The sequence below is a fragment of the Mycobacterium sp. 852014-52450_SCH5900713 genome, assembly GCF_001667075.1.
Lineage (GTDB): Bacteria > Actinomycetota > Actinomycetes > Mycobacteriales > Mycobacteriaceae > Mycobacterium.
Genome location: NZ_LZIL01000035.1, coordinates 86,106 through 108,066, shown reverse-complemented (window position 1 = coordinate 108,066; position 21,961 = coordinate 86,106). Strand labels below are relative to the sequence as shown.

The window sequence follows — 21,961 nt, the reverse complement described above, 5'->3', positions numbered from 1 at the left end:
TATGTTAGCGTCAATAGAGAAATCCCGGTCACTGGCTACCTGCGCCCAACCCCCGAGGAAGTGCCCGATGACAGAAAACTCTGGCCACCGGTCTTATGACGAACTCTTCATCGGGGGTCAGTGGCGCAAGCCCGCCAACCCCCAACAGCTCGCCGTCATCTCCCCACACTCCGAAGAACCGGTCGGCCATGTTCAGCTGGCCGGGCCCGAGGACGTGGACGCCGCCGTCGCCGCCGCGCGACACGCTTTCGACCACGGGCCGTGGCCGCGGATGACCCATGCCGAACGGATGGCCAAGGTCGAACAGCTCGCCGCGATCTACGCCGGCCACATCGAAGAGATGGCCGACCTGATCACCGATGAGATGGGCTCGCCGCGCAGTTTCAGCCGAATGGGCCAAGCGGCTGCCGCGGCGTCGCTCATCCATCTGGCGCTGGCCGCCGCGCGCGAGTTTCCCTGGGAGGAGCGGCGCCAGGGCGTGCTCGGCGAAGTGCACCTGCGCAGGGCCCCGGTCGGCGTGGTCGGCGCGATCGTTCCGTGGAACGTTCCACAGTTCCTGATCATGCCCAAGCTGATCCCCGCGCTGATCGCGGGCTGCACGGTCATCATCAAGCCCGCACCCGAAACCCCCTTGGACGCTTTGTGGTTGGCGGAGATGATCGAGCAGCTGGACCTGCCCGACGGGGTGGTCTCGGTGTTGCCCGGTGGACCGGAGATCGGTGAGGCGCTGGTGCGCCATGCCGGGGTGGACAAGATCGCGTTCACCGGCTCCAGCGCCGTCGGGCGCCGCATCGCGGCCCTGTGCGGTGAACAGCTCAAGCGGGTCAGCCTGGAACTCGGCGGCAAGTCCGCGGCGATCATTCTCGACGACGCCGACATCGGCAAGACCGTCGCCGGATTGAAAACAGCCGGCCTGATGAACAACGGCCAGGCGTGCGTCGCCCAGACCCGCATCCTGGTCAGTGATCGGCGGCACGACGAGGTCGTCGACGCGCTGGCCGACATGATGTCGGCCCTCAACGTCGGCGACCCGTCGGACGACGCCACCGACATCGGACCCCTTGTCGCGCAACGACAACAACGCCGTGTCCAGGACTACATCAAGTCCGGCCAGGCCGAAGGCGCCCGCGTCGTCCTGGGTGGCCAGGACAGCCCGTCAACACGTGGCTGGTATGTGCAGCCAACGCTGTTCGCCGACGCCACCAACGACATGCGCATCGCCCGGGAGGAGATCTTCGGTCCGGTCCTGACCGTGCTGCGCTACCGCGATGAGGACGACGCCATCCGAATCGCCAACGAGAGCGACTACGGCCTGGCCGGTTCGGTGTGGACCTCCGACATCGCACACGGCCTGGAAATCGCGGCGGGCGTGCGCACCGGCACCTACGGCATCAACATGTACACGCTTGACATCGGCGCCCCGTTCGGTGGGTTCAAGCAGTCGGGCATCGGGCGCGAGTTCGGCCCGGAGGGCCTCCACGAGTACGTCGAGCTGCAGACGCTGGTATGCAAAGGGCAGCTGCCGCCCCTGTAGGCGCCGCAAGTGATCGCATCGGCCACGCCCGTCCCGAGAGCGGGACCATAAGCCGGTTTCCATTTGGGATATCGCCGGCGATATCGGGATCGCAATTCTGCCGATGGACGGTCGGGCACGGGCTCGCGTCCCGGCACCCGGCGCTGAACCGCCCTATGAAATATCCGGCCGCCATGCAGGATCGCGCCCGAGCCGCGCGAGAAGCTTTCCCTGCGAATCTCTTTCGTCCGGTACTGCGACGGGTGGATTGAACATCCCCGAGGAAGTCAACGCGAGCGCGTCCGTGGGCAGGGTGTCGTAAAACAACCGGCACCACGCGGCGTCAAGCCGGTCGTCTGTCCCTACCGCACGGGCGAGGTCCCATGTGTGCACCAGAACGTCGCGCGTGAGGTTCGGTACCAGCTTGAACGCATCGAGTTGGGTGGCCTTGTCGGGTTCGAAGGCCGCGGTCAGCGAGTCATAAGTCACTTGCCATCGTGCCCGCGGGTCCTCTCGTGACCGGTCGGGCTTCAATCCCAAGGGGCGCAAGATGAGTACGTCATGAAAACCGATCACGTGCTCGAGCACCGCCCGGGCATCCCATTGATCGCACGGCGAGCGACGATCCCATCTGCCATCGGCGGACCACACGGCCTCGCCGAACCGTCGGCACACCGCGAGATGCAGTGCGGCTACTTCGTCATCGCTCGGTTGCGCCATGCGGCATCTGCAGGGTGAGCTCGACCGGACAGCACAGCGCGCCGTGCTGATTGGTCACCTGGATCTCGATGTCGACGAGGCAGCGCGGCGGGTCCACCGAGGCGTCGCGCCGCTTGGCCACCGCGCGTCCCCGGCCGATCATCGTGTCACCGGCATACACCGAGCCCGCCAGCCGCAAGGAGCGCCGCACCACCCGGCTGCTCGGGCCCGCCCAATCGGTCGCGATGCGGTCGGCGAAGCCGGCGAGGTGCATCGTGTTGACGTAGATCGTCGGGTTGCCCTGGCGCCGCGCATATTCGGGATCGAAGTGGCCCGGGAAGTAGTCCCACGTCGCTCCCGCGTTCTCCACCACTCGCTGGTAGCTGATGTGGTCGACCACCTCGGGCAGGTCGACGGGAACGGTGATGTCGTCGAAGTCCAGGCCGTCGCCGGTCACGGGGATGCTCCGGGCGTGAAGCGGAACAAGGTGTTCCGGCAGGTGGCGACCACCGTTCCGTCCTGGCGGCGGTAGGTCTCCAGCGTCTCGACGAAATGACCCACGCCCAGCCGGGTCCGCTTCTCCGGCGACACCGACACCAGCTCCTCGACGACGGTAAGGACGTCGCCCTCGACGATGGGCACCAGGAACTCGACATCGTTGGCCGCGTTGATGAACGTGGTGCCCGGCAGCGGCACTCGCAGCACCAGCGATGCCGTCGGCGGCCTGCCGTGTGGCTGCCACGGCGGAGGGATCAGCCACCCCATCAGCAAGGCCGGGGGCGCCAGCAGACCTCCCCATTTCCGGTGGGCGAACTCGGCGTCCCAGTAGGACCGATTGCCATCGTGGACCGTCGCGGCGAACAGCTGGATTCGTGCACCGCTGACCGCCGTCGCCGCGGTGCGCGGCTCGCTCGTCGCGCCGACCATGCGCAGCGCGTCTTCATAGGTGCCGAAGGCCAGCTGGTAACTGAGATCCGGGTCCACGCGGCTCACATAACGAGCGGGTGCCGACTGGGCACCGAATCCCATTGCAGCACACGGGAAGTGAAGTACCAGCCACCACGCTCATAGATCAACGTGTCCCGGAAGATCCCCGTGGCACGCAGCGTGGTGTCGCCGTACATGCTGGCGAAAAGCAAGACGACGCAACGCTGGACGGCGTTGACCCCGTCGACCCGGATCTCGTGGTCGACCGTTACCAGCCGTTGTCCGTCGCCGCCGTCGAACGCCGCACGCAGATCGTCGAACGTGTCGCCATCACGTTGGTAGGTGGCGCCGGCGTGGCGGAACGTGGCAATCCAGCGCTCGCGGTCGCCCTCCGAGTACGCCCGGTTGTGCCGGGCGTTCAGATTGAGGATGGCAGCGCGGCCCGTGGCGGCCTGCAGCATTTGCTGTTCCTGATAGGACATGGTCATTTCGGTCTCCAGCCTCTCCCGGGAAACGACTGCCAACGAGCGGACGGATGTAACGGTAAAGTCACTTGCCGACTAGCACGTAACATTAACGTAACTTACCGGCTAACGATATAGCCCTGAGCTTCACGATCCCACGCCTCTCTAGTCACCCCCCGCTCGCGCAACAAGTCCTTACGTATCCGCCCGATGACAGTCTTCGGCAGCTCGCTCACGATCTCCACGTATCGGGGCACGCAGAAGTACGGCATCCGCGCCGAGCAGAAATCGAGCAGCTCGGCGTAATCCACTGTGGCCCCGGGTCGCAATGTCAGGACCACCAAGATGTCGTCTTCCCCCAACGCGCTGGGCACCCCGACCGCGGCGGCTTCCGCCACGGCGGGATGGCTCGTGACCACGGTTTCCACCTCGACCGAGGAAACGTTTTCACCGCGCCGACGAAGCGAATCTTTCCTGCGGTCGACGTACGTCAGGTTTCCCTCGGCGTCGATCCGGCCGACATCGCCGGTGCGAAACCATTCCGGGTGTGCAATGACCCGCATGCCTTGCGCGACATAGCCTTCGCTCATGACGTGCGGGTACCGGGACCGGCAGGCGATTTCCCCGGCCGCGCCGACGGGCACGGGGTCGCCGCCCGCGTCGACGATCCGCACGTCGAAATTCGGATTGGGCCGGCCCGATGTTCCGGGCACCCCTTCGTCGGCCAGGGTCTTGACGGCGATCGGAAACGCCTCGGTCATCCCGTACATCGTGACGATGCGGCAGCCGTAACGCTTTTCGATGTCGCGATAAGCCTTGGCGTCGATCGGAGCCGCCGAGATGAACCGCAGCGGCAGCTCGGCATCACGCGGATCCGGGGGCAGGTTATGCAACATCGACACCATCGCGCCGGCGCCGGCGAAGCCGACGGCACCGCGGGCGCGTATGTCGTCCCACACCTCGGCGGGGTGAAACGCTTGCGCCAGCACAGTCGTCGCGCCGAGCAGCATCGGGGCGAGCACGCTGGGTGCCGCGCTCAGGTGGAACAGCGGCATCGCCGTCCACAGCACTTCCCCCGCGCGCAATTCCCAGGCCGACGCGACCGTCGCGGCGACCGTGAACAGGTAAGGCCAGGTCGTGGCAACCGCTTTCGACGACCCGGTGGTGCCCGACGTGTAGAAGAGACAGCCCACGTCGTCCGCCGCCGCCCCGACGCCTGCGACCGGACGGGCGCCGCCTCGGCTCAACTCCGCGTCAAGTGAATCACCTTGCAGCACAATGGTCGGCGCGATCTCCAACGCCCCGGCAACCTCGTCCACCCGGGGCCGACGCTCAACGTCGGCCAGAATCACCTTGGCCTGCGACAGCCGCAAAGCGTGCAGCAGGAAGTCCCCTTTGTTCGCGGCATTGACGGCGGCGCTGACCGCGCCGATACGCGCCGCCCCCAGCCAGAAGTAGACCCATTCCGGGCAGGTTCCGGTGAACAACGCCACGCAATCGCCGCGGCCGACGCCCAACTCCGTGAGTATGTTCGCGGCGGCGCCGGAGCGCTGCCGCATCTGCTCGAAGGTCACGTCAACGCCGGCGATCGACATCATCACCCGGTCGGGATATTGCTCGGCCCGCCGATCGAGCACGGCCGCGACCGTGAAACTTTCGACGCCGAAGTCGGCGGGCCCGAGAGGTCCGCTCCGGTCGGGACTCATGGGGCTTCCAGGGGCTTTCGCTCAGGCTTTCGCGGCCGCCGGGTCGGGCTTACCGTCGGCCGTGTACCCGAAGTCGGACGGGGACGGCTGCGGGCCCGGGTAGAAGCGGTGGGCCCAGCGGCGAAGGGCCGCATAGTCGTGCGCCTCTTCGGGAGCCAGGTTCGGCTTCTCCAGGTACTTCATGTTCTCCCACGTGAAGAAGTCCTGCTTGATGACCTCTTGTTGCAGGGCCAGGAATTTGGCCGCGCGACCCGTCGGCACGTCGCCGGTGTCGCCCGGCTCGCGGACGGACGCCTGCGTGTAGAAGTAATCGGTGTAGTCCTCGTCGACCGGAGTCTGCCCGGTGACCTCGATGGTGGCCACCAGGTCACTCGGAAACCGGACCAGCCCCAGCCCCAACGAGTAGTTGTCGTAGATGATCTTGGCGTCGACCGGCCCGTTGGGGGTCAACCACGTCTTTGCTCGGCCCCCACCGAAGTGGGCGTTGACGGTGGCGTGCAGGTGATAGCCAGCCACTTCGAACGAGGCGGTATTGGCGGGGTTGGCGGCCTTGTGCACGTACTGCACGTGATACGGGTCGGCCGCATTCTCGATGATCATCTGCGCGTGCACCTTGACCCGGTTGAGCATCCGACTGTGCGGGTGCAGCGGGTAGTACTCGCCCGTTTCCAGCTCGGGCAGCGTCGGCGGCTGCCAGTACGGCGCCCGGCCGTGGCGTTCGTGCCAGACCAGGATGAAGCCGTACCACTCCATGCACGGATAGGTGCGGATGCGGACGTTGTTCTTGCAGCCGATCTTGCTGTACGGGATCAGCGCGTTGGAGCCGTCGCCGCGCCACCGCCAGCCGTGCCAGGGGCAGACGATGTTCTCGTCTTCGACGGTACCGCCGACGCCCATATTGGCGCCGAGGTGCTGGCAGTAGGCGTCCAGCACGTTGACCTTGCCGGAAGCGGTGCGGAACAGCACCAGCTCCTCACCGAAGTAGTGCAGGCGCTTGACCTCACCGGCGGCCAGGTCGGAGCCGAACGCGACGATGAACCAGCCCGTCGGGAACCGATAGGTCGACAGCGCAATGCCCGACTGCCCGAACTCGCGTTCCGATGGATCCCCATCCCCGGCCGAATCCGACGCCGGGTCAGAAATTGTGTGCGTCACGAACTCTCCATATCCCGCCCAGACCAAGGCGAGCGGAGCGCAATTTGGCCGCCCTTCACTCACCGCGGTTCGACGACAAGGTCTATTTTTACTATTTTAAGCATTGAACGTCAACGCGGCACCAGACGAGCCCGGGCAGAGCGGAGTATCAGATGACGGCGGCGGCAGTGGATCTTTCCGATTTCTCCCTGTGGCGCAATGGGTTTCCCGACGAATTGTTCACGGAGTTGCGGCACAGCCAGCCACTTTTCCGCCACGACCTGACCCCGGGCGTAGCCAAGACGGTCCAGCGCCAGTTCTGGGTGGCCACCAAGCACCGGCACGCAATCCGGCTGCATCGCGATGTCGAGTCCTTCACCGCGGTCGACGGCCCGCTCATCCAGCCGGTCGGGATGTTCTCGTCGTACCCCACCATCATCAACATGGACCCGCCCGGGCTGAACAAGCGCCGCAAGCTGATCTCGAACGCGTTCAATCCGCGGGCGATCGCCAAGCTCGAGGACGGCATCCGGGCGAGGGCCGCGCGCATGATCGACCGCCTGCTCGCCGAGGGCGGCGGCGATTGGATCGAGGACGTCGCCGACGCCCTGCCGATGACAGTCATCGGCGACATCATCGGCATACCGGAGGACGACCGGCCCCGAATCTTCGACGGCCTGGACCGCATCTTGAAGGCCAACTCGCCGGAGGTGCAGCTGAGCCGGCAGGACGAAACCGACCTCTACGCCAACATCTTCGGGTACGCAATGGACCTCACCGCGGAGAAACGACGCAATCCCACCGACGACATCTGGAGCACGTTGGCGACCGCGGTGATCACCGGCGAAGACGGTGATCACTTCAGCTTGCCACCGCACGAACTCGAATTTTTCTTCTTCGTGTTGGCGTTCGCCGGCAGCGACACCACCAAGAATGCGCTGGCCATCGGGCTGCAGGCGTTCGTGACGAACCCGGAGCAGATCGAGCGCTATCGCGAGCAGGAAGCAGTGCGGCCCAGCGCCATCGAGGAAGTGTTGCGCTGGGCCTCACCGGTCGCGTACTGGACGCGCACCGCGAAGGTCGACGTCGAGATGGACGGCCAGCGCATCGCGAAGGGCGAGCGGGTGGTGTCGATGCTGCGTTCGGCCAACCGCGACGAGGAGGTCTTCGCGTCTCCGTTCACCTTCGACATCGGTCGTCAGCCGAACCCCCAGGTGGCCTTCGGTGGCGGCGGACCCCACCACTGCCTGGGCGCCATGCTGGCGCGCGCGGAACTGCGCGCGGTGTTCGATGAACTGTTGCTGCGTTGCGACAACATCGCCCTCGGCCCGGCGAAAGTGGCTTATCCGAACCTGACCACGAACATGTCGATCTACGACGAAATGTCGATCTCACTGGGCGAACGCAGATGAGGATTGCCCGACTTCTTATTCGCGCCGTCCCGGCGCTCGCCGTCGTCAGGCGCTGATCCCTCAGTCGATCAGTCGCAGCGCGGCCTTGGGGCATTGGTCCACCGCGGCGCGCACGTCGATCTCCAGCCGCGGCGGCACGGGCCCGTCCGCGATCTGCACCACGTCCTCGTCCCCCAGCTCGAAGACTTCCGGTGCCAGCGATTCGCAGAAGCCGTTGGCCTCACAAAGGTTTTCGTCAACTGTCACGCGCATCAGATGCCCTCCACTTCTCACAGGCCCTTGGGTCGGGTCCCGATCACCCCGCTGGTTGCGAGGCGTGTCAGCTCTTCCTCGGTCAGCCCGCACCGCTCACGCAGTATCTCTTCATTGTGCTCGCCCAGCCGCGGCGGTGGCCGCAGCAGCCACCTGTCCTGGCCGGCCAGCTGGGCGAACGGCGGGCAGGGATAGCGGCCGGCGCCGGTGCTGGGGTGGTCCAGGGTCTCCAAGAATCCCCGATGACTCAGTTGGGGGTTCTCGATCACCAACGACGGCGACACCACCGGTGCGGCGGGGATGCCGGCGGCCGCCAATTGCTCCACCGTCGAGTCGAGGGGTTGGCGCGCGAACCAGTCCGCCAGCCGGCGATCGACGTCGTCGGCCCGCTGTCGCCGTCCGGCGACGGTGGACAGCTCCTCGTCGCACCACGCCGGTCGATCCATCACCTCGACCAGGGCACGCCAGTGCCGGTCGTCGCGCACGGTGACCGCGATCCAGTCGTCGTCGCCCACACACCGGTAGATGTTTTGGATCGCGTCGCCGTGACCGCGGTTGCCCCGCCGGGTCAGCGTTATCCCGAAGACCTCGGATTCGATCGCCTGGATCGCGGTAGCGTTCAGCACCGTTTCGAGCATCGGCAGCTCGAGTTGCTGCCCCGAGCCGGTGCGTTCGGCGAAATTCAGCGCGGCCAGCACCGCGAACGCCGCGTGCACACCCGCCAGCGGATCGCACGCCCCGCGCGGCGTGACCGGCGGGGTCTCGGGCAATCCGGTCACCCAGGCCAGGCCGGCGATCTGCTCCATGGTGGGGGCGAATCCGACACGGTCCCGCCACGGTCCGTCCAGCCCGAACGCGGGCATCCGGGCGACGACGAGCCTGGGGTTGACGTTCAGCAGCGTATCGGCCGTCAGGCCGAACTGGTCCATCACCCGCGGTGAGAAGTTCTCGATCACCACGTCAGCGCCGGCGGCCAGCTCGCTGAACAGGCGGCGCCCGTCTTCGGAGCCCAAATCCAGTGTGACGGAACGCTTGTTGGTGTTCATGGCGTGGAAAACCCAGCCGTACTCCCACCAATCGTCGACATCGGTGCGCATGCCGCCCGAGTATCGAATGCCGTCCGGTCGCTGTATCGACTCCACCTTGATGACGTCGGCACCGAACGCGGCCAGTAGGTGGGTGGCCGCAGGACCGGCCCAGAACGCGGTCAGGTCGACGATGCGCACACCGGCCAGGGGCAGCCCGACCGCGGCGGAGGCTTCCATGGCTTCCCTTCGGGACCAAGGGATCTCGTCATTGGCCTCGCCGAGGGCCGGCGTCGCCCGCGGCGGGGCGGGCGCGCACGCTGACATCAACCAGGGTGGCCGGGGCTGGTGGAAGCCCGCGGGGTTGCGGACGAATGCCCCGCGCTCGGTCACGTATTCCATCTCCCGGATCGTGGAGCCGTTGCCCAGCGCCGCGATGGGGAGCCGGAACAGTTGGCCGAGCTCGACGATTTCCTCGACGGTGCGTTCGGCCAGCCATGGGCCGATCTGTTCGCGGATCAGGTCACGATAGGCCCACCTGCCGATCTGGAAGCGGAGCTGTTCGATCTCTTCGAGCTGCGGGCATTCGACCATGGCAACGAAGTCGAGCCATTGCTGGCCGGTGACCATGGTGATCCCGACGTAGCCGTCCTTGGCGGGCTCGATCGACGGCACTTCGAGCGTGCGGCGGATCGGGGGCACGCGAAGCAGCTGCGAATGCAGCCATTCGCTGCTCTGCATCGCGGTCAACGCCTCGAGCATGGAGAGATCGAGGTGCTCACCGGGGCCACCGCGCTCGACGCGGCGGCGCACGGCCAGTACGCCGAACGCGGCGTAGACGCCGCCCATGTACTCCCCCAGGTCGCCGCCGATCGCGATGGGCGGCCCCGCGGGATCGCCCCGGAAGCCGGGCGAGCCCGCCCACGCCTGCAGGGTGAATTCGCTGGCTGCCCGATCGGCGTACGGTCCCGTCCAGCCGAAGTCGGAGATCGTGACGATGATTGCGCGCGGACACTGTGCCAGCAGCCGCTGCGGGTCGACACCCAACGCCGCGGCCTGCTCCCGGCCGGCAGTCACCACCACCACGTCCGCGGCGGACAGCTCGGCGGACAAGCGCCCGGCGTCGGGCCGGTAAGTCATGCTGCGCTTGCCCGCATTGAGGTAGGCGAAGAACGGCGAGCTCTTTCCGTCCGGCACGGGCGATCCGGTCGCCGAATAACGGCGGAGCCAATCCCCCTGCGGCGGTTCAAGTTTGCACACCTGCGCCCCGGCATCGACCAGCAGCTTGCCGCAATAACTGCCGGCGATCCGGTCACTGATCTCGACGACACGCAGGTCGTGCAGCGGTGTGGGCCGGCTGTCGGACCGCTCGCTCACTTACACCCGCCCTCCCGATCGACACGCGATCGAAGAAGCTATTTATACCATTACTGCTAAAATAGCTAAGCCAGCGAGTTGCTATGCATCGAGGATCGGATGACCGCCTTGGGAATTGGGAGCGACGCCCGTCGCCGATTGTCGGCGCCGCGGATCGCAGAAATCGTAGCCGACGAGTTGCGCCGCCAGATCATCAACGGTGACCTCGCCGACGGCGATCTCTTGCCGCGTCAAGAGGTGCTTGTCGAGCAGTTCAACGTGAGTCTGGTTTCTCTGCGCGAAGCGCTGCGGATTCTGGAGACCGAGGGCCTGGTTTCGGTGCGACGGGGCAACCGTGGTGGCGCCGTTGTGCACGCCCCGGCGAAGACCAGCGCCGCGTACATGCTCGGGCTGTTACTGCAGAGCGAGTCCGTAGCGGTCGCCGACCTCGGCATGGCCTTGCAGGAACTCGAGCCCGCGTGCGCCGCGCTGGCCGCCCGGCGGCCGGACCGGGCGGACACCTTGGTCCCAGAGCTCAACCGGGTCAACGACTCCATGGCCGAGAACATCGAGGACGGCGGGCTGTTCACCGAAATCGGGCGTGAATTCCACGATCTCGTGGTCCGTGGCTGTGGAAACCACACCATCATCGCGGTGGTCGGCAGCCTGGAGACGCTGTGGACCAGCCACGAACAACAGTGGGCGGACGAGAGCGCGGCGCGAGGCACCTACCCCTCGCTGGCCCAACGCCGCGCGGTGCTCAGCACGCACGTCAAGCTGACCGAGACCATCGCGGAGGGCGACGTCGACCGGGCCCGCCGCATCGCGGGCCGCCATCTCGCCGACACCCAGACCTACGTACTCTCCGGTCGGCACGATCAACGAATTCACGCGCTGTCACCGCAGGCATTGTCGCGGACGCGGGATTTCCGTCAAACCTGAGAGGCAGCCCGTGAGAACGGCATTGGTCACCGGCGGCAGCGGCGGGATCGGCAAAGGGTGCGGTCGCAAGTTGGCCGAGCTGGGTTACGACGTGGTGCTGGTGGCGCGACGCGAGGCCCCGTTGCGCGCAGCGGCCGAGGAGATCGGCGCGCGCCACATCGTGGCCGATGCCTCGGATCCGGACGGATTCGCCGCTGCGACAAGCGCATTGGAGACCATCGACCTCGTCGTGCACGCCGCCGGCACGCTGGGTGGAACGTACGCGCGCAAGCAGACGTTCGAGCAGTGGCGGACCATCATTTCGGCCAATCTGGATTCGTGCTTCGTGGTGACCGCCGCCGCGCTGCCCAGGATGCGCGCGGGTTCGCGGTTCGTGTTCATCTCGTCGTCGGCGGCGCACGAACCGATGATGGCGCGAACCGCCTACTCGGCATCGAAAGCGGGGATGAACGCCTTCGCGCGGGCCTTGGCGCTGGAAGTCGACCGTGACGGCATCAGCGTCCACATCGTCACCCCGGGCCCGGTGGAAACCGAGATGCTTTCCGACGTTCCCTTCGAGATGTACGCCATCCAGGTCTCGGACGTGGCGGACGCGGTGGCCTGGCTGGACACCGTCGACCCGTCGGTCGACCTGCCGGAGATCCGGCTCAGCGCGGTCCAGCGCGGGCCGTTCGCCCGGCCGCCGGTCGTTCCCACGGAAGCGCGGCGGCGCGCCGAGCAACGGGGTTGACGGCTACGGCGCCGGGAAAGCCTTGATCACCGTTTCGCCGAACTCACGCAGGGAATCGGGTACGGCGAAATCGGCAAACCACACGTAGAACCGCTCGACGCGCTGGGACGCCAGCCCGCTGAAGTGGCCGATGAGCTCGTCGGCATCGCCACACACCAGCCCCGCGCCCAGGTGGCCGAATCGCCGCGTGCTGACCTCGCGCACGGTGTCGGGGTCGGTACCCGATCGTACGAACCCCACCATCTGCTGAACGGAAAGCCGGGCCGTGCCGGCCGCCGGGGCCAGCGAGGGCAGCTTGTCGAGGTGGTTCGCCGGCAGGTTCCACCAATCCGCGTATCTGCGAACGAGTTCCATCATCCGGCGCCCGGTGCCGCCCAGGACCAGCGGTATCGGATGAGACCTCGGCGGGGCTTGCGGAGCTGAGCCGGCGCCCGGATCGTCACCCCAGTACTGCCGCAGCAACGCCAGGTGCCGATCCAGCTGCTCGACCCGGGCGACCGCGTCCTGCTGGCCGACGTCGAATCTGGCGAACTCCGCGGGCCAGGACCCCGCACCGAGGCCCAGGTCGAACCTGCCCTCCGACGCGTCCGACAGGGTGACGGCTTGTTTGGACAGCACGGCGGGATGGCGGAAGGCATCACAGAGCACCAGATGGCCGATGCGGAGCCGCTCCGTCTTGGCCGCCACCCAGCTCGCAATGCCCATTGCTTCCCAAATGCTTTCATCGGGCAGACCGGGCGCCTCGAGGTGATCGATGAACGCGATGCCGTCGAAGCCACTGGCCTCGGCGTGGCGGGCCCGCTCCACGATTTCCGTCGCCGACAGCCGCACCTGCGGCAGGAACAGATACCACTCGACCATGCGCCCACCTATGCGTTTGTTCCTGTGCGATTGCGACAGGGCCGCTAGTTTACTATTTTTATTATGTTAGGGGTCTTATGGATGTCGGACTGAATTCGGAGCAGTTGTCGCTGCGCGACACGGTGCGCGACGTCCTACGCACCGAGTGCCCGCCCGACGCCGCCCGCCAGGCGATGACGGATCCGGAACGGTGGCGCACGCTGTGGAAGACGGTGGTCGATCTCGGTTGGACGGAACTGGCCGCGCCCGGGGCCGGCGACTACGGACCGGTCGAACTCGCCCTAGTGCTCGAGGAATGCGGTGCCGCGATCGCGCCGATCCCGTTGCTGAGCAGTGTCGGCTTGGCCGCCGGTGCATTGCGGGGCACGGGTCTCGACGCGGTTCTCGATGACATCGCCGGCGGCGCCGTCGCCACCCTGGCCGTGCACGCCAGGGGATCTCGGCTGCCCGGGGTGCCGATGACCCTGCGCGGCGGACGCCTGCGCGGACGCGCGGTCGCGGTCCCCAACCTGACCCGCTCCGAGCTGCTCGTCACGCTGGCGCGCGCCGACAGCGGCCCCGATGGCACGGTGGTGGCGGTCGCACGCTGCGGCGACGGGATGACCGTGATCGCGGGCGAATCGACGGATCCCGCGCAGCCGCTGGCAGAGGTCGAGGTCGACGCCGAGCCGGTGGCTATCGCGCCCGTCGATATCGAAAGCGCGTTGACGGCGCCGTTGGTGGCCGCGGCGGCCGACCTGGTAGGCACGGCGAGCGCAGCCCTGCACCGCGCCGTGGAGCATGCCAAGACGCGTCGTCAGTTCGGCACCCCGATCGGTGCGTTCCAGGGGATCAAGCACGCGCTCGCCAACAACTACGTCGGCCTGGAGCGCGCCCGCAGCCTCACCTACGCCGCAGCCGCCCGGCTCGGCGATCCGGCCACGACGCCCGCGGATGCCTGGACCACTGCGGCGCTCGCCAAGGCGGCGGCGGGTGATGCGGCCGCCAATTGTGCGAGAACCGCGGTCCAAGTGCACGGAGCGCTCGGGCAGACCTGGGAGCACGACGCCCACCTCTATGTCCGCCACGCCTGGCAGGTCGCCGCGATGCTGGGCGACAGTCGCGTGCTCTATCACGAGGTGGGCCGCCGGTTCGCGGGAGGTGCGGCATGACCGCGGTCCTCGACGAATTCGGCACCTGGTTAAGCGAGTTCCTGCCGAAGGACTATTACGAGAATTATCGCGAGTACCGCTGGGACCTGGCGCTGCGGCGCGATTATCAGCGAGCGGCCTTCGAGGCTGGATGGATACAGCCAACCTGGCCGCGCGAACACGGCGGCCGATCGCTGGGTCTGCGCGATGCGATGGAGGTCCGGCTCGAGGCGGCGCTGCGGTCCGCGCCCAAGCTGCCCAACATCGCGGGCCCCAATGTGGCCGCACCCGGCATCCGTCAGTTCGGCACCGCCGCCCAAATCGACCGCCTCCTGGCTCCCCTGCTGCGCGGTGACGAGTGGTGGGCGCTGGGCATGTCCGAACCGGAAGCCGGATCCGATTTCGCCGGCCTGCGCACGCGAGCCGAGCGCGACGGAGACGTGTTTCGGGTCAACGGCCACAAGATCTGGACCACCCAAGCCCACGAGTCGCGGTGGTGCACCCTGTATGCCCGCACCGATCCGGAGGCGCCGAAACACCGGGGCATTTCCTGCCTGATCCTCGATCTGCATTCGCCGGGCGTGCGCATCGAGCCGATCCGGATGGCGTCGATTTCCGACGAGACATTCTGCGAGGTCTTCCTCGACGATGTAGAAGTTCCGATGGAAAACCTGCTGGGTCCGCTCCACGGTGGGTGGAACGTCGCGCTGTCGTCGTTGCACCACGAGCGCCAGATGATCTGGATCATGAACTGGGTCGAGATCAAGCGTGGACTCGAGACGGTACGCATGGCACAGCCGACCGCGGATATCTGCACCGAGCTCGGTTCCCTGCTGGCCGACGCCGAAGCGTTGCGGGCCACCGGATACCGCGCCTTGGGCAACGAACTGGCGGGCCGACCGAGCCCCGAAGCGGACACCATGAAGCTGCTCGGATCGATTACGTTGCAGCGGGTTTGGGAGCTTGCTGCCGTTGCCCAAGGGACGCCGTCGCTCAGCGACCGGGATCTGCTGTTCGAACGCCAGGACGCGCTGGCCGCGACCATCTACGGCGGAACCTCGGAGGTCCAGCGCAACATCATCGCCGAGCGGCTGCTCGGGCTGCCGAAGGGATGACGACGATGGATTACGACCTCGGCGACGACGCCGCCCAACTGCGGAACCACCTGCGCGAGTTGGTATCCAACCACATCCCCGCCGACTTCCTGGGCGCCTGTACCGAGAACCCGCAAGATCTCGCCACCACCGAGACGTTCTGCAAATTGCTGGCCGCCGAGGGCCTGCTGGCGCTGGCGTGGCCGAAAGAGCATGGCGGCGGCGGTGGTTCGGTGTGGCAGCAGACGGTGCTGCGCGAGGAGATGTGGGCCCAGCACGAGCCCCGCGGTCCCCAATACATGGGGATCAACTGGGTGGGCCCCGCACTGATGCGCTACGGAACCGCCGAACAGAAGGCCAGGCACCTGGCCGCCATCGCCGCCGGGGACGTTATCTGGTGCCAGGGTTTTTCCGAGCCGGAGGCCGGTACCGACCTTGCCTCGTTGCGTACCCGCGCCGTGCCGGACGGCGACGGCTGGCGCATCACCGGGCAGAAGGTGTGGACGTCGTATGCGTTGATGGCGTCCTGGTGTGTGCTGGCGGCGTGCACCGACCCCGAGGCCCCAAAGCCCAAGCGGCTCACGCTTTTTCTGATTCCGATGGATCGGCCCGGCTTCACGGTCCGGCCTATCGGGTCGATGCTGGGGCCGCATCATCTCAACGAGATGTTCCTCGACGACGTGCAGGCGTTCCCCGGTGATGTTCTGGGCGAGGTCGGCGACGGCTGGCGGGTCATGCGCGAGGCGCTGGCATTCGAGCGCGTGGGCATCGCCCGCTACGCGCGCTGCGAATCGTTGCTCGACCGGATGAGCACCCAGCTCGGCGACGATTGGGGCGCGCTTCCCGAATCGCTTCGCTCGCGGTGGGTGCGGGCGCTCGTCGATCTACGGGTGGCCCGGCTTTTGGCCTATCGAGCCGTGTCGCTCCAAGATGACCCGGCGGCGGGCGCGGCGGCCAGTGCGGCCCGGATCGCCACCACGACGTGCGACCAGCAGGTCGCCGAGCTACTTTTCGACGTGTTGGGCCCGGTCGCGCTGGACAGCGGCGCCGGCGCCGCGCTGCACGGGGCGATCGAAGACCATTGGCGTTACGCGCAGGCCGCCACCGTGGCATCGGGCACCATCGAAGTGCAGAAGATGTTGGTGGCCCGGGACGTGTTGGGAGAACACCGGTGAAAACTGAGCTGCCACAAGACATCAGCGACTTCGCTGCGGTCACGACCAAGCGGTTGGGCCGGCTGGGCGGGCCACAGGCGGCGTTGCGCGCCGAAACCGACGATGGCATCCGGGACGCGGCCCGGACTGCCCTGAGCGAGGTCGGCGCGTTCGAGCTCGATGTTCGATCGGCGCCCGACGACCTGCTCGCCGCGGCCGTGCTGTGCCGCGCTGCCGGCGCAACCGCGTTGCCCTATCCCCTCGTCGAGGAGCTGCTGGCGATCGACGGCGCCCGCCTTGCCCTGGTCGACCCCGGCGCGCCGCGCATCGACCATGGTGACCTGCCCGGTGACTGGGTCGCCGCCGACCTGGACGGCACCCGGTACCACCCGCGGCCCGCTTCGCGGACCAACGCCAAGCTCGGCCCATTCCTGGTGCCCGCTTCCCTCGGTGAACCCGATGGAACTGTTCCCGCCGGCGACGTTAACCTTCATCTCGTGCTGGGATCATGGCGGATTCTGGGAGCGGTGCAGCAGGCGCTGCAGATCGTCACCGATCATGTGCGCGCCCGCATCCAGTTCGGTAAGCCACTGGCGGACTTTCAGGCTGTCCGGTTCGCCGTGGCGGAGGCCGCGGTCGCGGTGCGCGGACTGCACGAATTGGCGAAATTCACCATCTGCCGTCCGGAATCGCTACCTATAGAGGTTCGTTCGGCCGACGCGCTCATCCTTCGGCTCAAGGCGTCCGACACCGCGCGACAGGTGCTACGCACCTCGCACCAACTGCTCGGCGCGCTGGGCTTCTGCGATGAGTCCGATGTCAGCGTGCTCGACCGGCATACCCAGCCGCTGATCCGTCTGCCGCTAAGTGCCGAGGCGCTCGCGTTGCGCCTCATCCCGGGCATCCCGGACGGCTCCTTCGAGACACTGTTCAGCGGGCCGGTATCGGCGTGACGGAATCGGCCGCGGCCGAAGCGACGGCCAACCCGTTAGCGGACGGAATCCCGTTCGGAACCAAGCTTCAACAGCTCGCCGAACAGCGTCGTGACGACATCGGCGTCACCGTCGTCGCCCTCGACGGCACCGCGCAGTCACTGACATTCGGTGAACTCGACGCCCGCGCCAACCAGTGGGGCCGCGCACTGGCCGCCTACGGCGCGGAGACCGGTTCCCTTGTCGCCCTGGCCATCCCCAACTCAGTGCACCTAATTCTCGCCACGCTAGGTTGCTGGAAGATCGGCGCCGTTCCGGTCCCCATGCACTGGGACCTGCCTGAGTGGGAGCGAGACCGAGTGCGCGAGGTGATCAACCCCGCCGTGGTCGTCGACGAGGCGAGTCGGTGGCGCCTCGACGCGCAGGCGGCGGCCGAGCCCGACAGCGCGCTGCCCGAGGCCGTCTCCGCCAATGTCAACGGAATCTGCAGCAGCGGTTCGACCGGGGTACCGAAAGTGATCCTCAGCCTGGCGCCGTCGCTCTGGACCCCCCAGCACGGCGAGCCGTTCCTGTCGAACTGGACGCCGGTCGCTCAGCCACAGACCATCATGGTGCCCGCGCCGATGTATCACACCAACGGCTTCGCCACCTTCTTCTTCCTGCTGGCCGGAGACCGTTTGGTGGTGCTGGAAAAGTTCGATGCCGCACTGGTTCTGGATGTGATCGAACGCTTCAAGATCACCAACTTCACCGCCACGCCGACCATGCTGGCGCGCATCGCGGCCCGGCCGGATGTCCGGGAGCGCGACCTGTCCAGCATCGTATTCATCCTGCAAGGCGCCGCCGTGATGCCGCCGTCGCTCATGCATACCTGGTTCGAACTGCTGAGCCCGCAGCATATCGTGACGGCATACGGCATGACCGAAAACCTTGGGCTCACGGCCTTACGCGGCGACGAGTGGCTCGCTCATCCGGGCAGTGTCGGCCGCGGCTTCCGGGATACCGAGATCCGGATCCTCGACGCCGGAACGAAACAGCTTGGCCCCGGTGAACACGGCGAGATCTACCTGCGCGCACCGATGAGCGCGGGATCGCGCTATGTGGGCGGCGCGGCGCCGCTACCGTCCACCGAAGATGGCTTCCGCTCCGCCGGCGACATAGGTTACCTGGACGAGGATGGTTACCTCTACATCGTCGACCGCCGAGTCGACATGATCGTCACCGGCGGCGCGAATGTCTTTCCAGCGGAAGTCGAGTCGGCTTTGGCGGGACATCCCGACATCGCCGACGTCGTCGTCATCGGCCTTGCCGACCCGCAATGGGGACGCCGGGTGCACGCGGTGGTGCAACTCGCCGGCGGCGCGGCGCTCACCGAAGAGCAGGTGATCGAGTATGCGAAGAGCCGGCTCGCCCACTACAAGGCCCCCAAGACCGTCGAGTTCGTCGACGCGATTCCCCGCACCGCGGCGACCAAGGTCAATCGCTCGGCGATGATCGAGGCCCGGGGCGGCTGAAGGTGGACGCCGAAACCCTTACCCGACCGGTGTGATTCCCGAGCTCGATATGGTGAAGCCACGACCCGAGGTGACCGTGCACGTCACCCCACCGGTCTCCGAGCGGCATGTGAAGGGGCCGGCTCCCATCGTCTGCCCGTAACCGAGGACCGGCGTGCCCTCCGCCGGATTGGCCAGACAGCTCTCCCCTGCGCAGCGTGTAAGGGTCCCGCCGGTGTCCATCCGGACCGACGCCGGTGGCGCGAGGGTGAAGCAGAATGCTTCGTCGGAGATGCCGCGGCGCTGGTAGTCGATCTCGCAGCTGATGTTGCGCGACGGCGACAGGAAGGCCACGTAGTTGTCCTGATCCGCTACGGCCAAGGGGATGAACGCCTGCGACGCAAGAACGGTACCGGCGCCACTCAGCACGGTTGCCGCGGCGGTCAGCGCTTTTCTCAACACGTTTCAACCCTGCCATAGCGCGGTGCGGCGTGGGCCGTATTCGGTCTTCGAGCTAGGCCTGCCGCCGAACTCCGGCGTGCGCCGAAGGTGGTGTCGCGATTGCCGGGTCGACCAGCGCCGCCGTCGCGCCGACCTGGCGGGTCAGGTGGTCGACGAGGTAGTAGATGGCATACAGGACGAAATACGGAAGTATCAGGTAGGGAACGTTCTCCCCAATGAACTTGAACCACAGCCCAAATGCGCCCTGGCCTATGTCGGCGAACCCGGCCCGGATCTCAGCGACGTAGTAGGCGGTCGTTCCGGTGATCAAGACCGCGATACCGAAGAAGCTCAGCCATAGGCAACGAATTCGGGACTCGTCGGGAAGGTCGCGACGCAGCATGCGCATCCATACGACGAAAAGCAGGATGCCGGCTAGGACAGCGCCGAACTCCACGCCGAAGATGAAATTGTCGTCGCTGCGATAACGGGTATCGGCCAGACCGTATTGCCACCAGAGCCAACGCCATCCCGGATCCGACGACGTGCCCCAGAGATTGAACGGATGGCCGATCAGAAACGGCAGCTCGTATGTGAGTTGGCTTCCGGCGGTCAGCGGGATGTAGATCATGACCAGTTCGGCGGCCAGTCCGAGCCGGGAGCGTTGCTCACCCCGCGCTTTCCAGAGCAAGACGAACGGCAACACGATGACTGGGGCGCCGAAGATCAAGTTCGCGACCACGTCAACAGTCCGGCTCGGCGCCACCAGTCCCGTGCCGGCGGCGACCGTCATGAACACGAACACCGCGCCGACGAACGAGAGCATGACGACATAGATCCTCAGGCGGTGTGGCGCAAACGGCCGGGCCAACTCGGGGTGGGTTGATGCCATGGGTCGCCTCCGATGCGTGTCTACGAGAGCTTGAACGCTCACGAATGTTCGCTCTGCACACCAAGGGTGTTGACGGCCAACGCCAGCAGCAGGTAACCGCCGATGGTGAACACCAGGTCCATGCGTTGCTGGTCGCTGAACGCGCCGCCCAGCTCGTCCCACGTGGGCTGGGTGATGGTGTGGTGCTCCATCAGCTCGTCGACGGCGCCAACGACCATCCGGTCCACGCCGTCGGTGGCCACGCCGGATCTGATCGCGCTGATGTCCTGTGCACTCAAACCGGCTCGCTCGGCGATCGGAATGTGGTGATCCCAGAGGTATTCGCACTCGCCGCGCGACACCACTCGCAGCAGCGCGACCTCTCGAACCCTGGGCGACAACGTCGAGCCCCTCAGCAGGTAGGCGTTGAACGGCAGGTAAGCCCGTGTCAGATCGGCATGACGTACCAGGGTCGACAACACGTTTCCGGCCCCGCTGGGATTCGCCCGCTCCGGCGGTATCAACGACGCCAGCGATGCGCGGGCGCGCTCATCCCAGTCCTCGGCCGGCAAGGGCGTCAACCGAACTGGGCGCGAGTCGGTCATGGGGTTGCCCTACTGGATGGGTTCGTCGCCGAGCACGGTCGTGCGCAGCATCTCGCGCGGCGAGGCGGGGTCGTAGGGAGCCGCGCGGTGCAGCACGCCGCGGTTGTCCCAGATGACGGTGTCCCCCACCGACCAGTGGTGGCTGTACACCTTGTCCGATCTGGTGGCGCGCTCGAGCAACTCCTCAAGCAGCGCTCGGCCCTCATCGAGATCCATGCCCACCACGTAGTCGGCCGACGCGCCCAACACCAACGATTTGCGGCCGCTGCGGTGCGTCCACACCAGCGGGTGTTCATGGGTGCGCCGGGATCGCCAGCGGGCCACCTGTTCTGGCGAGGCGTCGGGGTGGGCGCGCCGCTGAGAGGCCTCCAGCGAATGCACGACGCGCAGCGGCCCCAGGCGATCCTTCTCTTCGTTGGTCAGTTCGTTGTAGGCGGCATAGGAGTTGGCGAATTCGGTTTCGCCACCCCACTCGGCCACCTGCACCGCCGACAGGACGGTGGCCTTCTGCGGGCATTCCTCGTCGAGCGGCGTGCATCCATCGATGTGCCAGTCGAACGTGGCCTTCAAGATTTCCGCCGAGGAGTTCTTGGCCGGGTTCAGTGAGATGGGATAGATGCCGGCGACCGGGTGATGGCCGTCGGCGGAGTGATCGACCTCGCCCAGTAGACGGCAGAAACTGACCTGGTCCTCTGGATCGAGCTGCAGACCGCGGAAGACCAGAACTCCGTTGTCCTCCAACGCATCCAGGACTGCCTCACCGACCGGGTCGTCGGAAGCCAGGCGGCCCGGATCGAGGCCGGTGACTTCCGCGCCGACGGACGCGGTCAGCTTGTTGATGGTGAGCAGACTCATGGCCTGTCCTTCCTGATCGATGCCCGCTCAGGGCATCGGCTCGACGGTGCGGATCATGACCGCGTCGGCGGCACTGACGGGCGCGGGTTGGTGCATGATCTCCACCGCCATCGCGACCATGATCAACGAATAGATCATGTGCAGCAGGTTCAGCGCGTCGTCCGGCAGGTTGTCGAGCGGGAACTTGTCGCAGTATTCGATGGCATCTTCGAGCCGCGGGAAGAACGCGTCGTAGAACTCGTGCATCTCGGGCATCGTGCTGGAGATTCGGGCGTTCCAGCGTTCGGTTTCGGTGGCCAGACACCACCTTTGGGCGTACTTTTCCAATTCGGCGAATGCGCTGGGCAGCATGGCGTCTGACATGG

At 66.7% G+C, this 21,961-nt stretch carries 23 protein-coding genes; 9 read left to right on the top strand and 14 right to left on the bottom strand.

Annotated features, from left to right (window positions below):
• Window positions 1-67: 67 nt before the first annotated feature.
• Entirely contained in the window at window positions 68-1,534 is a 1,467-nt protein-coding gene (locus A5773_RS10015; protein WP_066958619.1) for an aldehyde dehydrogenase, read from the top strand.
• A gap of 153 nt (window positions 1,535-1,687) precedes the next feature.
• On the opposite strand, the gene A5773_RS10010 is transcribed toward A5773_RS10015, so the two are convergent.
• From A5773_RS10010 to A5773_RS09985, 6 genes are all read right to left on the bottom strand, one after another.
• On the bottom strand, window positions 1,688-2,233 hold the full coding sequence (locus tag A5773_RS10010) for a maleylpyruvate isomerase family mycothiol-dependent enzyme (RefSeq protein WP_067790758.1): 546 nt from the start codon (window positions 2,231-2,233) through the stop codon (window positions 1,688-1,690).
• Window positions 2,214-2,669, bottom strand: coding sequence for a MaoC family dehydratase (locus A5773_RS10005; protein ID WP_067260988.1), 456 nt, complete (start codon window positions 2,667-2,669; stop codon window positions 2,214-2,216). The genes A5773_RS10010 and A5773_RS10005 overlap by 20 nt, the downstream gene beginning before the upstream one ends.
• A complete protein-coding gene (locus A5773_RS10000) occupies window positions 2,666-3,139 on the bottom strand; it encodes a MaoC family dehydratase N-terminal domain-containing protein (protein WP_197505333.1) in 474 nt (157 codons plus the stop codon). Before A5773_RS10000 ends, A5773_RS10005 begins: the two co-directional genes overlap by 4 nt.
• 62 nt (window positions 3,140-3,201) lie before the next feature.
• Window positions 3,202-3,627, bottom strand: coding sequence for a nuclear transport factor 2 family protein (locus tag A5773_RS09995; protein ID WP_067790756.1), 426 nt, complete (start codon window positions 3,625-3,627; stop codon window positions 3,202-3,204).
• Window positions 3,628-3,722: 95 nt separating this feature from the next.
• Window positions 3,723-5,309 carry an AMP-binding protein gene (locus A5773_RS09990; RefSeq protein WP_067790754.1) on the bottom strand — a complete coding sequence of 529 codons (1,587 nt, stop codon included), beginning with the start codon at window positions 5,307-5,309 and terminating at the stop codon, window positions 3,723-3,725.
• Between the two features lie 21 nt (window positions 5,310-5,330).
• Entirely contained in the window at window positions 5,331-6,464 is a 1,134-nt protein-coding gene (locus A5773_RS09985) for a Rieske 2Fe-2S domain-containing protein (RefSeq protein WP_156744794.1), read from the bottom strand.
• Between the two features lie 152 nt (window positions 6,465-6,616).
• On the opposite strand from A5773_RS09985, the gene A5773_RS09980 reads away from it, so the two are divergent.
• Complete coding sequence (locus A5773_RS09980; protein WP_066958631.1) at window positions 6,617-7,855, top strand: cytochrome P450; 1,239 nt, start codon at window positions 6,617-6,619, stop codon at window positions 7,853-7,855.
• Between the two features lie 60 nt (window positions 7,856-7,915).
• Here the strand turns inward: A5773_RS09980 and A5773_RS09975 are convergent, their stop codons facing one another.
• Together A5773_RS09975 and A5773_RS09970 are read right to left on the bottom strand one after the other, a co-directional pair.
• Window positions 7,916-8,107, bottom strand: a complete 192-nt coding sequence (locus A5773_RS09975; protein ID WP_046185638.1) for a ferredoxin — start codon at window positions 8,105-8,107, stop codon at window positions 7,916-7,918.
• A 17-nt stretch (window positions 8,108-8,124) separates the two neighbouring features.
• Window positions 8,125-10,509 carry a CoA transferase gene (locus tag A5773_RS09970; protein ID WP_066958633.1) on the bottom strand — a complete coding sequence of 795 codons (2,385 nt, stop codon included), beginning with the start codon at window positions 10,507-10,509 and terminating at the stop codon, window positions 8,125-8,127.
• Between the two features lie 99 nt (window positions 10,510-10,608).
• Between A5773_RS09970 and A5773_RS09965 the strand changes: the two genes are divergently transcribed.
• Both A5773_RS09965 and A5773_RS09960 read left to right on the top strand, forming a co-directional pair.
• Complete coding sequence (locus A5773_RS09965) at window positions 10,609-11,430, top strand: FadR/GntR family transcriptional regulator (protein WP_066958635.1); 822 nt, start codon at window positions 10,609-10,611, stop codon at window positions 11,428-11,430.
• A gap of 10 nt (window positions 11,431-11,440) precedes the next feature.
• Window positions 11,441-12,160, top strand: coding sequence for an SDR family oxidoreductase (locus A5773_RS09960; RefSeq protein ID WP_066958637.1), 720 nt, complete (start codon window positions 11,441-11,443; stop codon window positions 12,158-12,160).
• 3 nt (window positions 12,161-12,163) lie between these two features.
• On the opposite strand, the gene A5773_RS09955 is transcribed toward A5773_RS09960, so the two are convergent.
• Window positions 12,164-13,021: an LLM class flavin-dependent oxidoreductase gene (locus A5773_RS09955; RefSeq protein WP_067260984.1), complete on the bottom strand. Its 858-nt coding sequence runs from the start codon at window positions 13,019-13,021 to the stop codon at window positions 12,164-12,166.
• A gap of 77 nt (window positions 13,022-13,098) precedes the next feature.
• Here A5773_RS09955 and A5773_RS09950 point away from each other — a divergent pair, with 77 nt between their 5' ends.
• The 5 genes from A5773_RS09950 to A5773_RS09930 are packed head-to-tail and all read left to right on the top strand — an operon-like array spanning window position 13,099 to window position 18,845.
• Window positions 13,099-14,172, top strand: coding sequence for an acyl-CoA dehydrogenase family protein (locus A5773_RS09950; protein WP_066958641.1), 1,074 nt, complete (start codon window positions 13,099-13,101; stop codon window positions 14,170-14,172).
• The gene (locus A5773_RS09945; protein ID WP_067790751.1) at window positions 14,169-15,266 is read left to right on the top strand and encodes an acyl-CoA dehydrogenase family protein; all 1,098 of its coding nucleotides are present in this window, start codon (window positions 14,169-14,171) and stop codon (window positions 15,264-15,266) included. The genes A5773_RS09950 and A5773_RS09945 overlap by 4 nt, the downstream gene beginning before the upstream one ends.
• On the top strand, window positions 15,263-16,420 hold the full coding sequence (locus A5773_RS09940; RefSeq protein WP_197507868.1) for an acyl-CoA dehydrogenase family protein: 1,158 nt from the start codon (window positions 15,263-15,265) through the stop codon (window positions 16,418-16,420). Before A5773_RS09945 ends, A5773_RS09940 begins: the two co-directional genes overlap by 4 nt.
• Window positions 16,417-17,352 carry an acyl-CoA dehydrogenase family protein gene (locus A5773_RS09935; protein WP_067790749.1) on the top strand — a complete coding sequence of 312 codons (936 nt, stop codon included), beginning with the start codon at window positions 16,417-16,419 and terminating at the stop codon, window positions 17,350-17,352. The genes A5773_RS09940 and A5773_RS09935 overlap by 4 nt, the downstream gene beginning before the upstream one ends.
• On the top strand, window positions 17,349-18,845 hold the full coding sequence (locus tag A5773_RS09930) for a class I adenylate-forming enzyme family protein (RefSeq protein ID WP_067790747.1): 1,497 nt from the start codon (window positions 17,349-17,351) through the stop codon (window positions 18,843-18,845). The genes A5773_RS09935 and A5773_RS09930 overlap by 4 nt, the downstream gene beginning before the upstream one ends.
• 18 nt (window positions 18,846-18,863) lie before the next feature.
• Here A5773_RS09930 and A5773_RS09925 read toward each other — a convergent pair whose 3' ends face one another.
• The 5 genes from A5773_RS09925 to A5773_RS09905 are packed head-to-tail and all read right to left on the bottom strand — an operon-like array spanning window position 18,864 to window position 21,959.
• On the bottom strand, window positions 18,864-19,286 hold the full coding sequence (locus A5773_RS09925) for a hypothetical protein (RefSeq protein ID WP_231989104.1): 423 nt from the start codon (window positions 19,284-19,286) through the stop codon (window positions 18,864-18,866).
• Between the two features lie 52 nt (window positions 19,287-19,338).
• Complete coding sequence (locus A5773_RS09920) at window positions 19,339-20,157, bottom strand: emopamil-binding protein (RefSeq protein WP_082948167.1); 819 nt, start codon at window positions 20,155-20,157, stop codon at window positions 19,339-19,341.
• Between the two features lie 38 nt (window positions 20,158-20,195).
• Complete coding sequence (locus A5773_RS09915) at window positions 20,196-20,741, bottom strand: carboxymuconolactone decarboxylase family protein (RefSeq protein ID WP_067790745.1); 546 nt, start codon at window positions 20,739-20,741, stop codon at window positions 20,196-20,198.
• A 9-nt stretch (window positions 20,742-20,750) separates the two neighbouring features.
• Complete coding sequence (locus A5773_RS09910; protein ID WP_067790743.1) at window positions 20,751-21,596, bottom strand: TauD/TfdA family dioxygenase; 846 nt, start codon at window positions 21,594-21,596, stop codon at window positions 20,751-20,753.
• A 27-nt stretch (window positions 21,597-21,623) separates the two neighbouring features.
• Window positions 21,624-21,959: a hypothetical protein gene (locus A5773_RS09905; protein WP_066958654.1), complete on the bottom strand. Its 336-nt coding sequence runs from the start codon at window positions 21,957-21,959 to the stop codon at window positions 21,624-21,626.
• Between the last annotated feature and the right edge of the window lie 2 nt (window positions 21,960-21,961).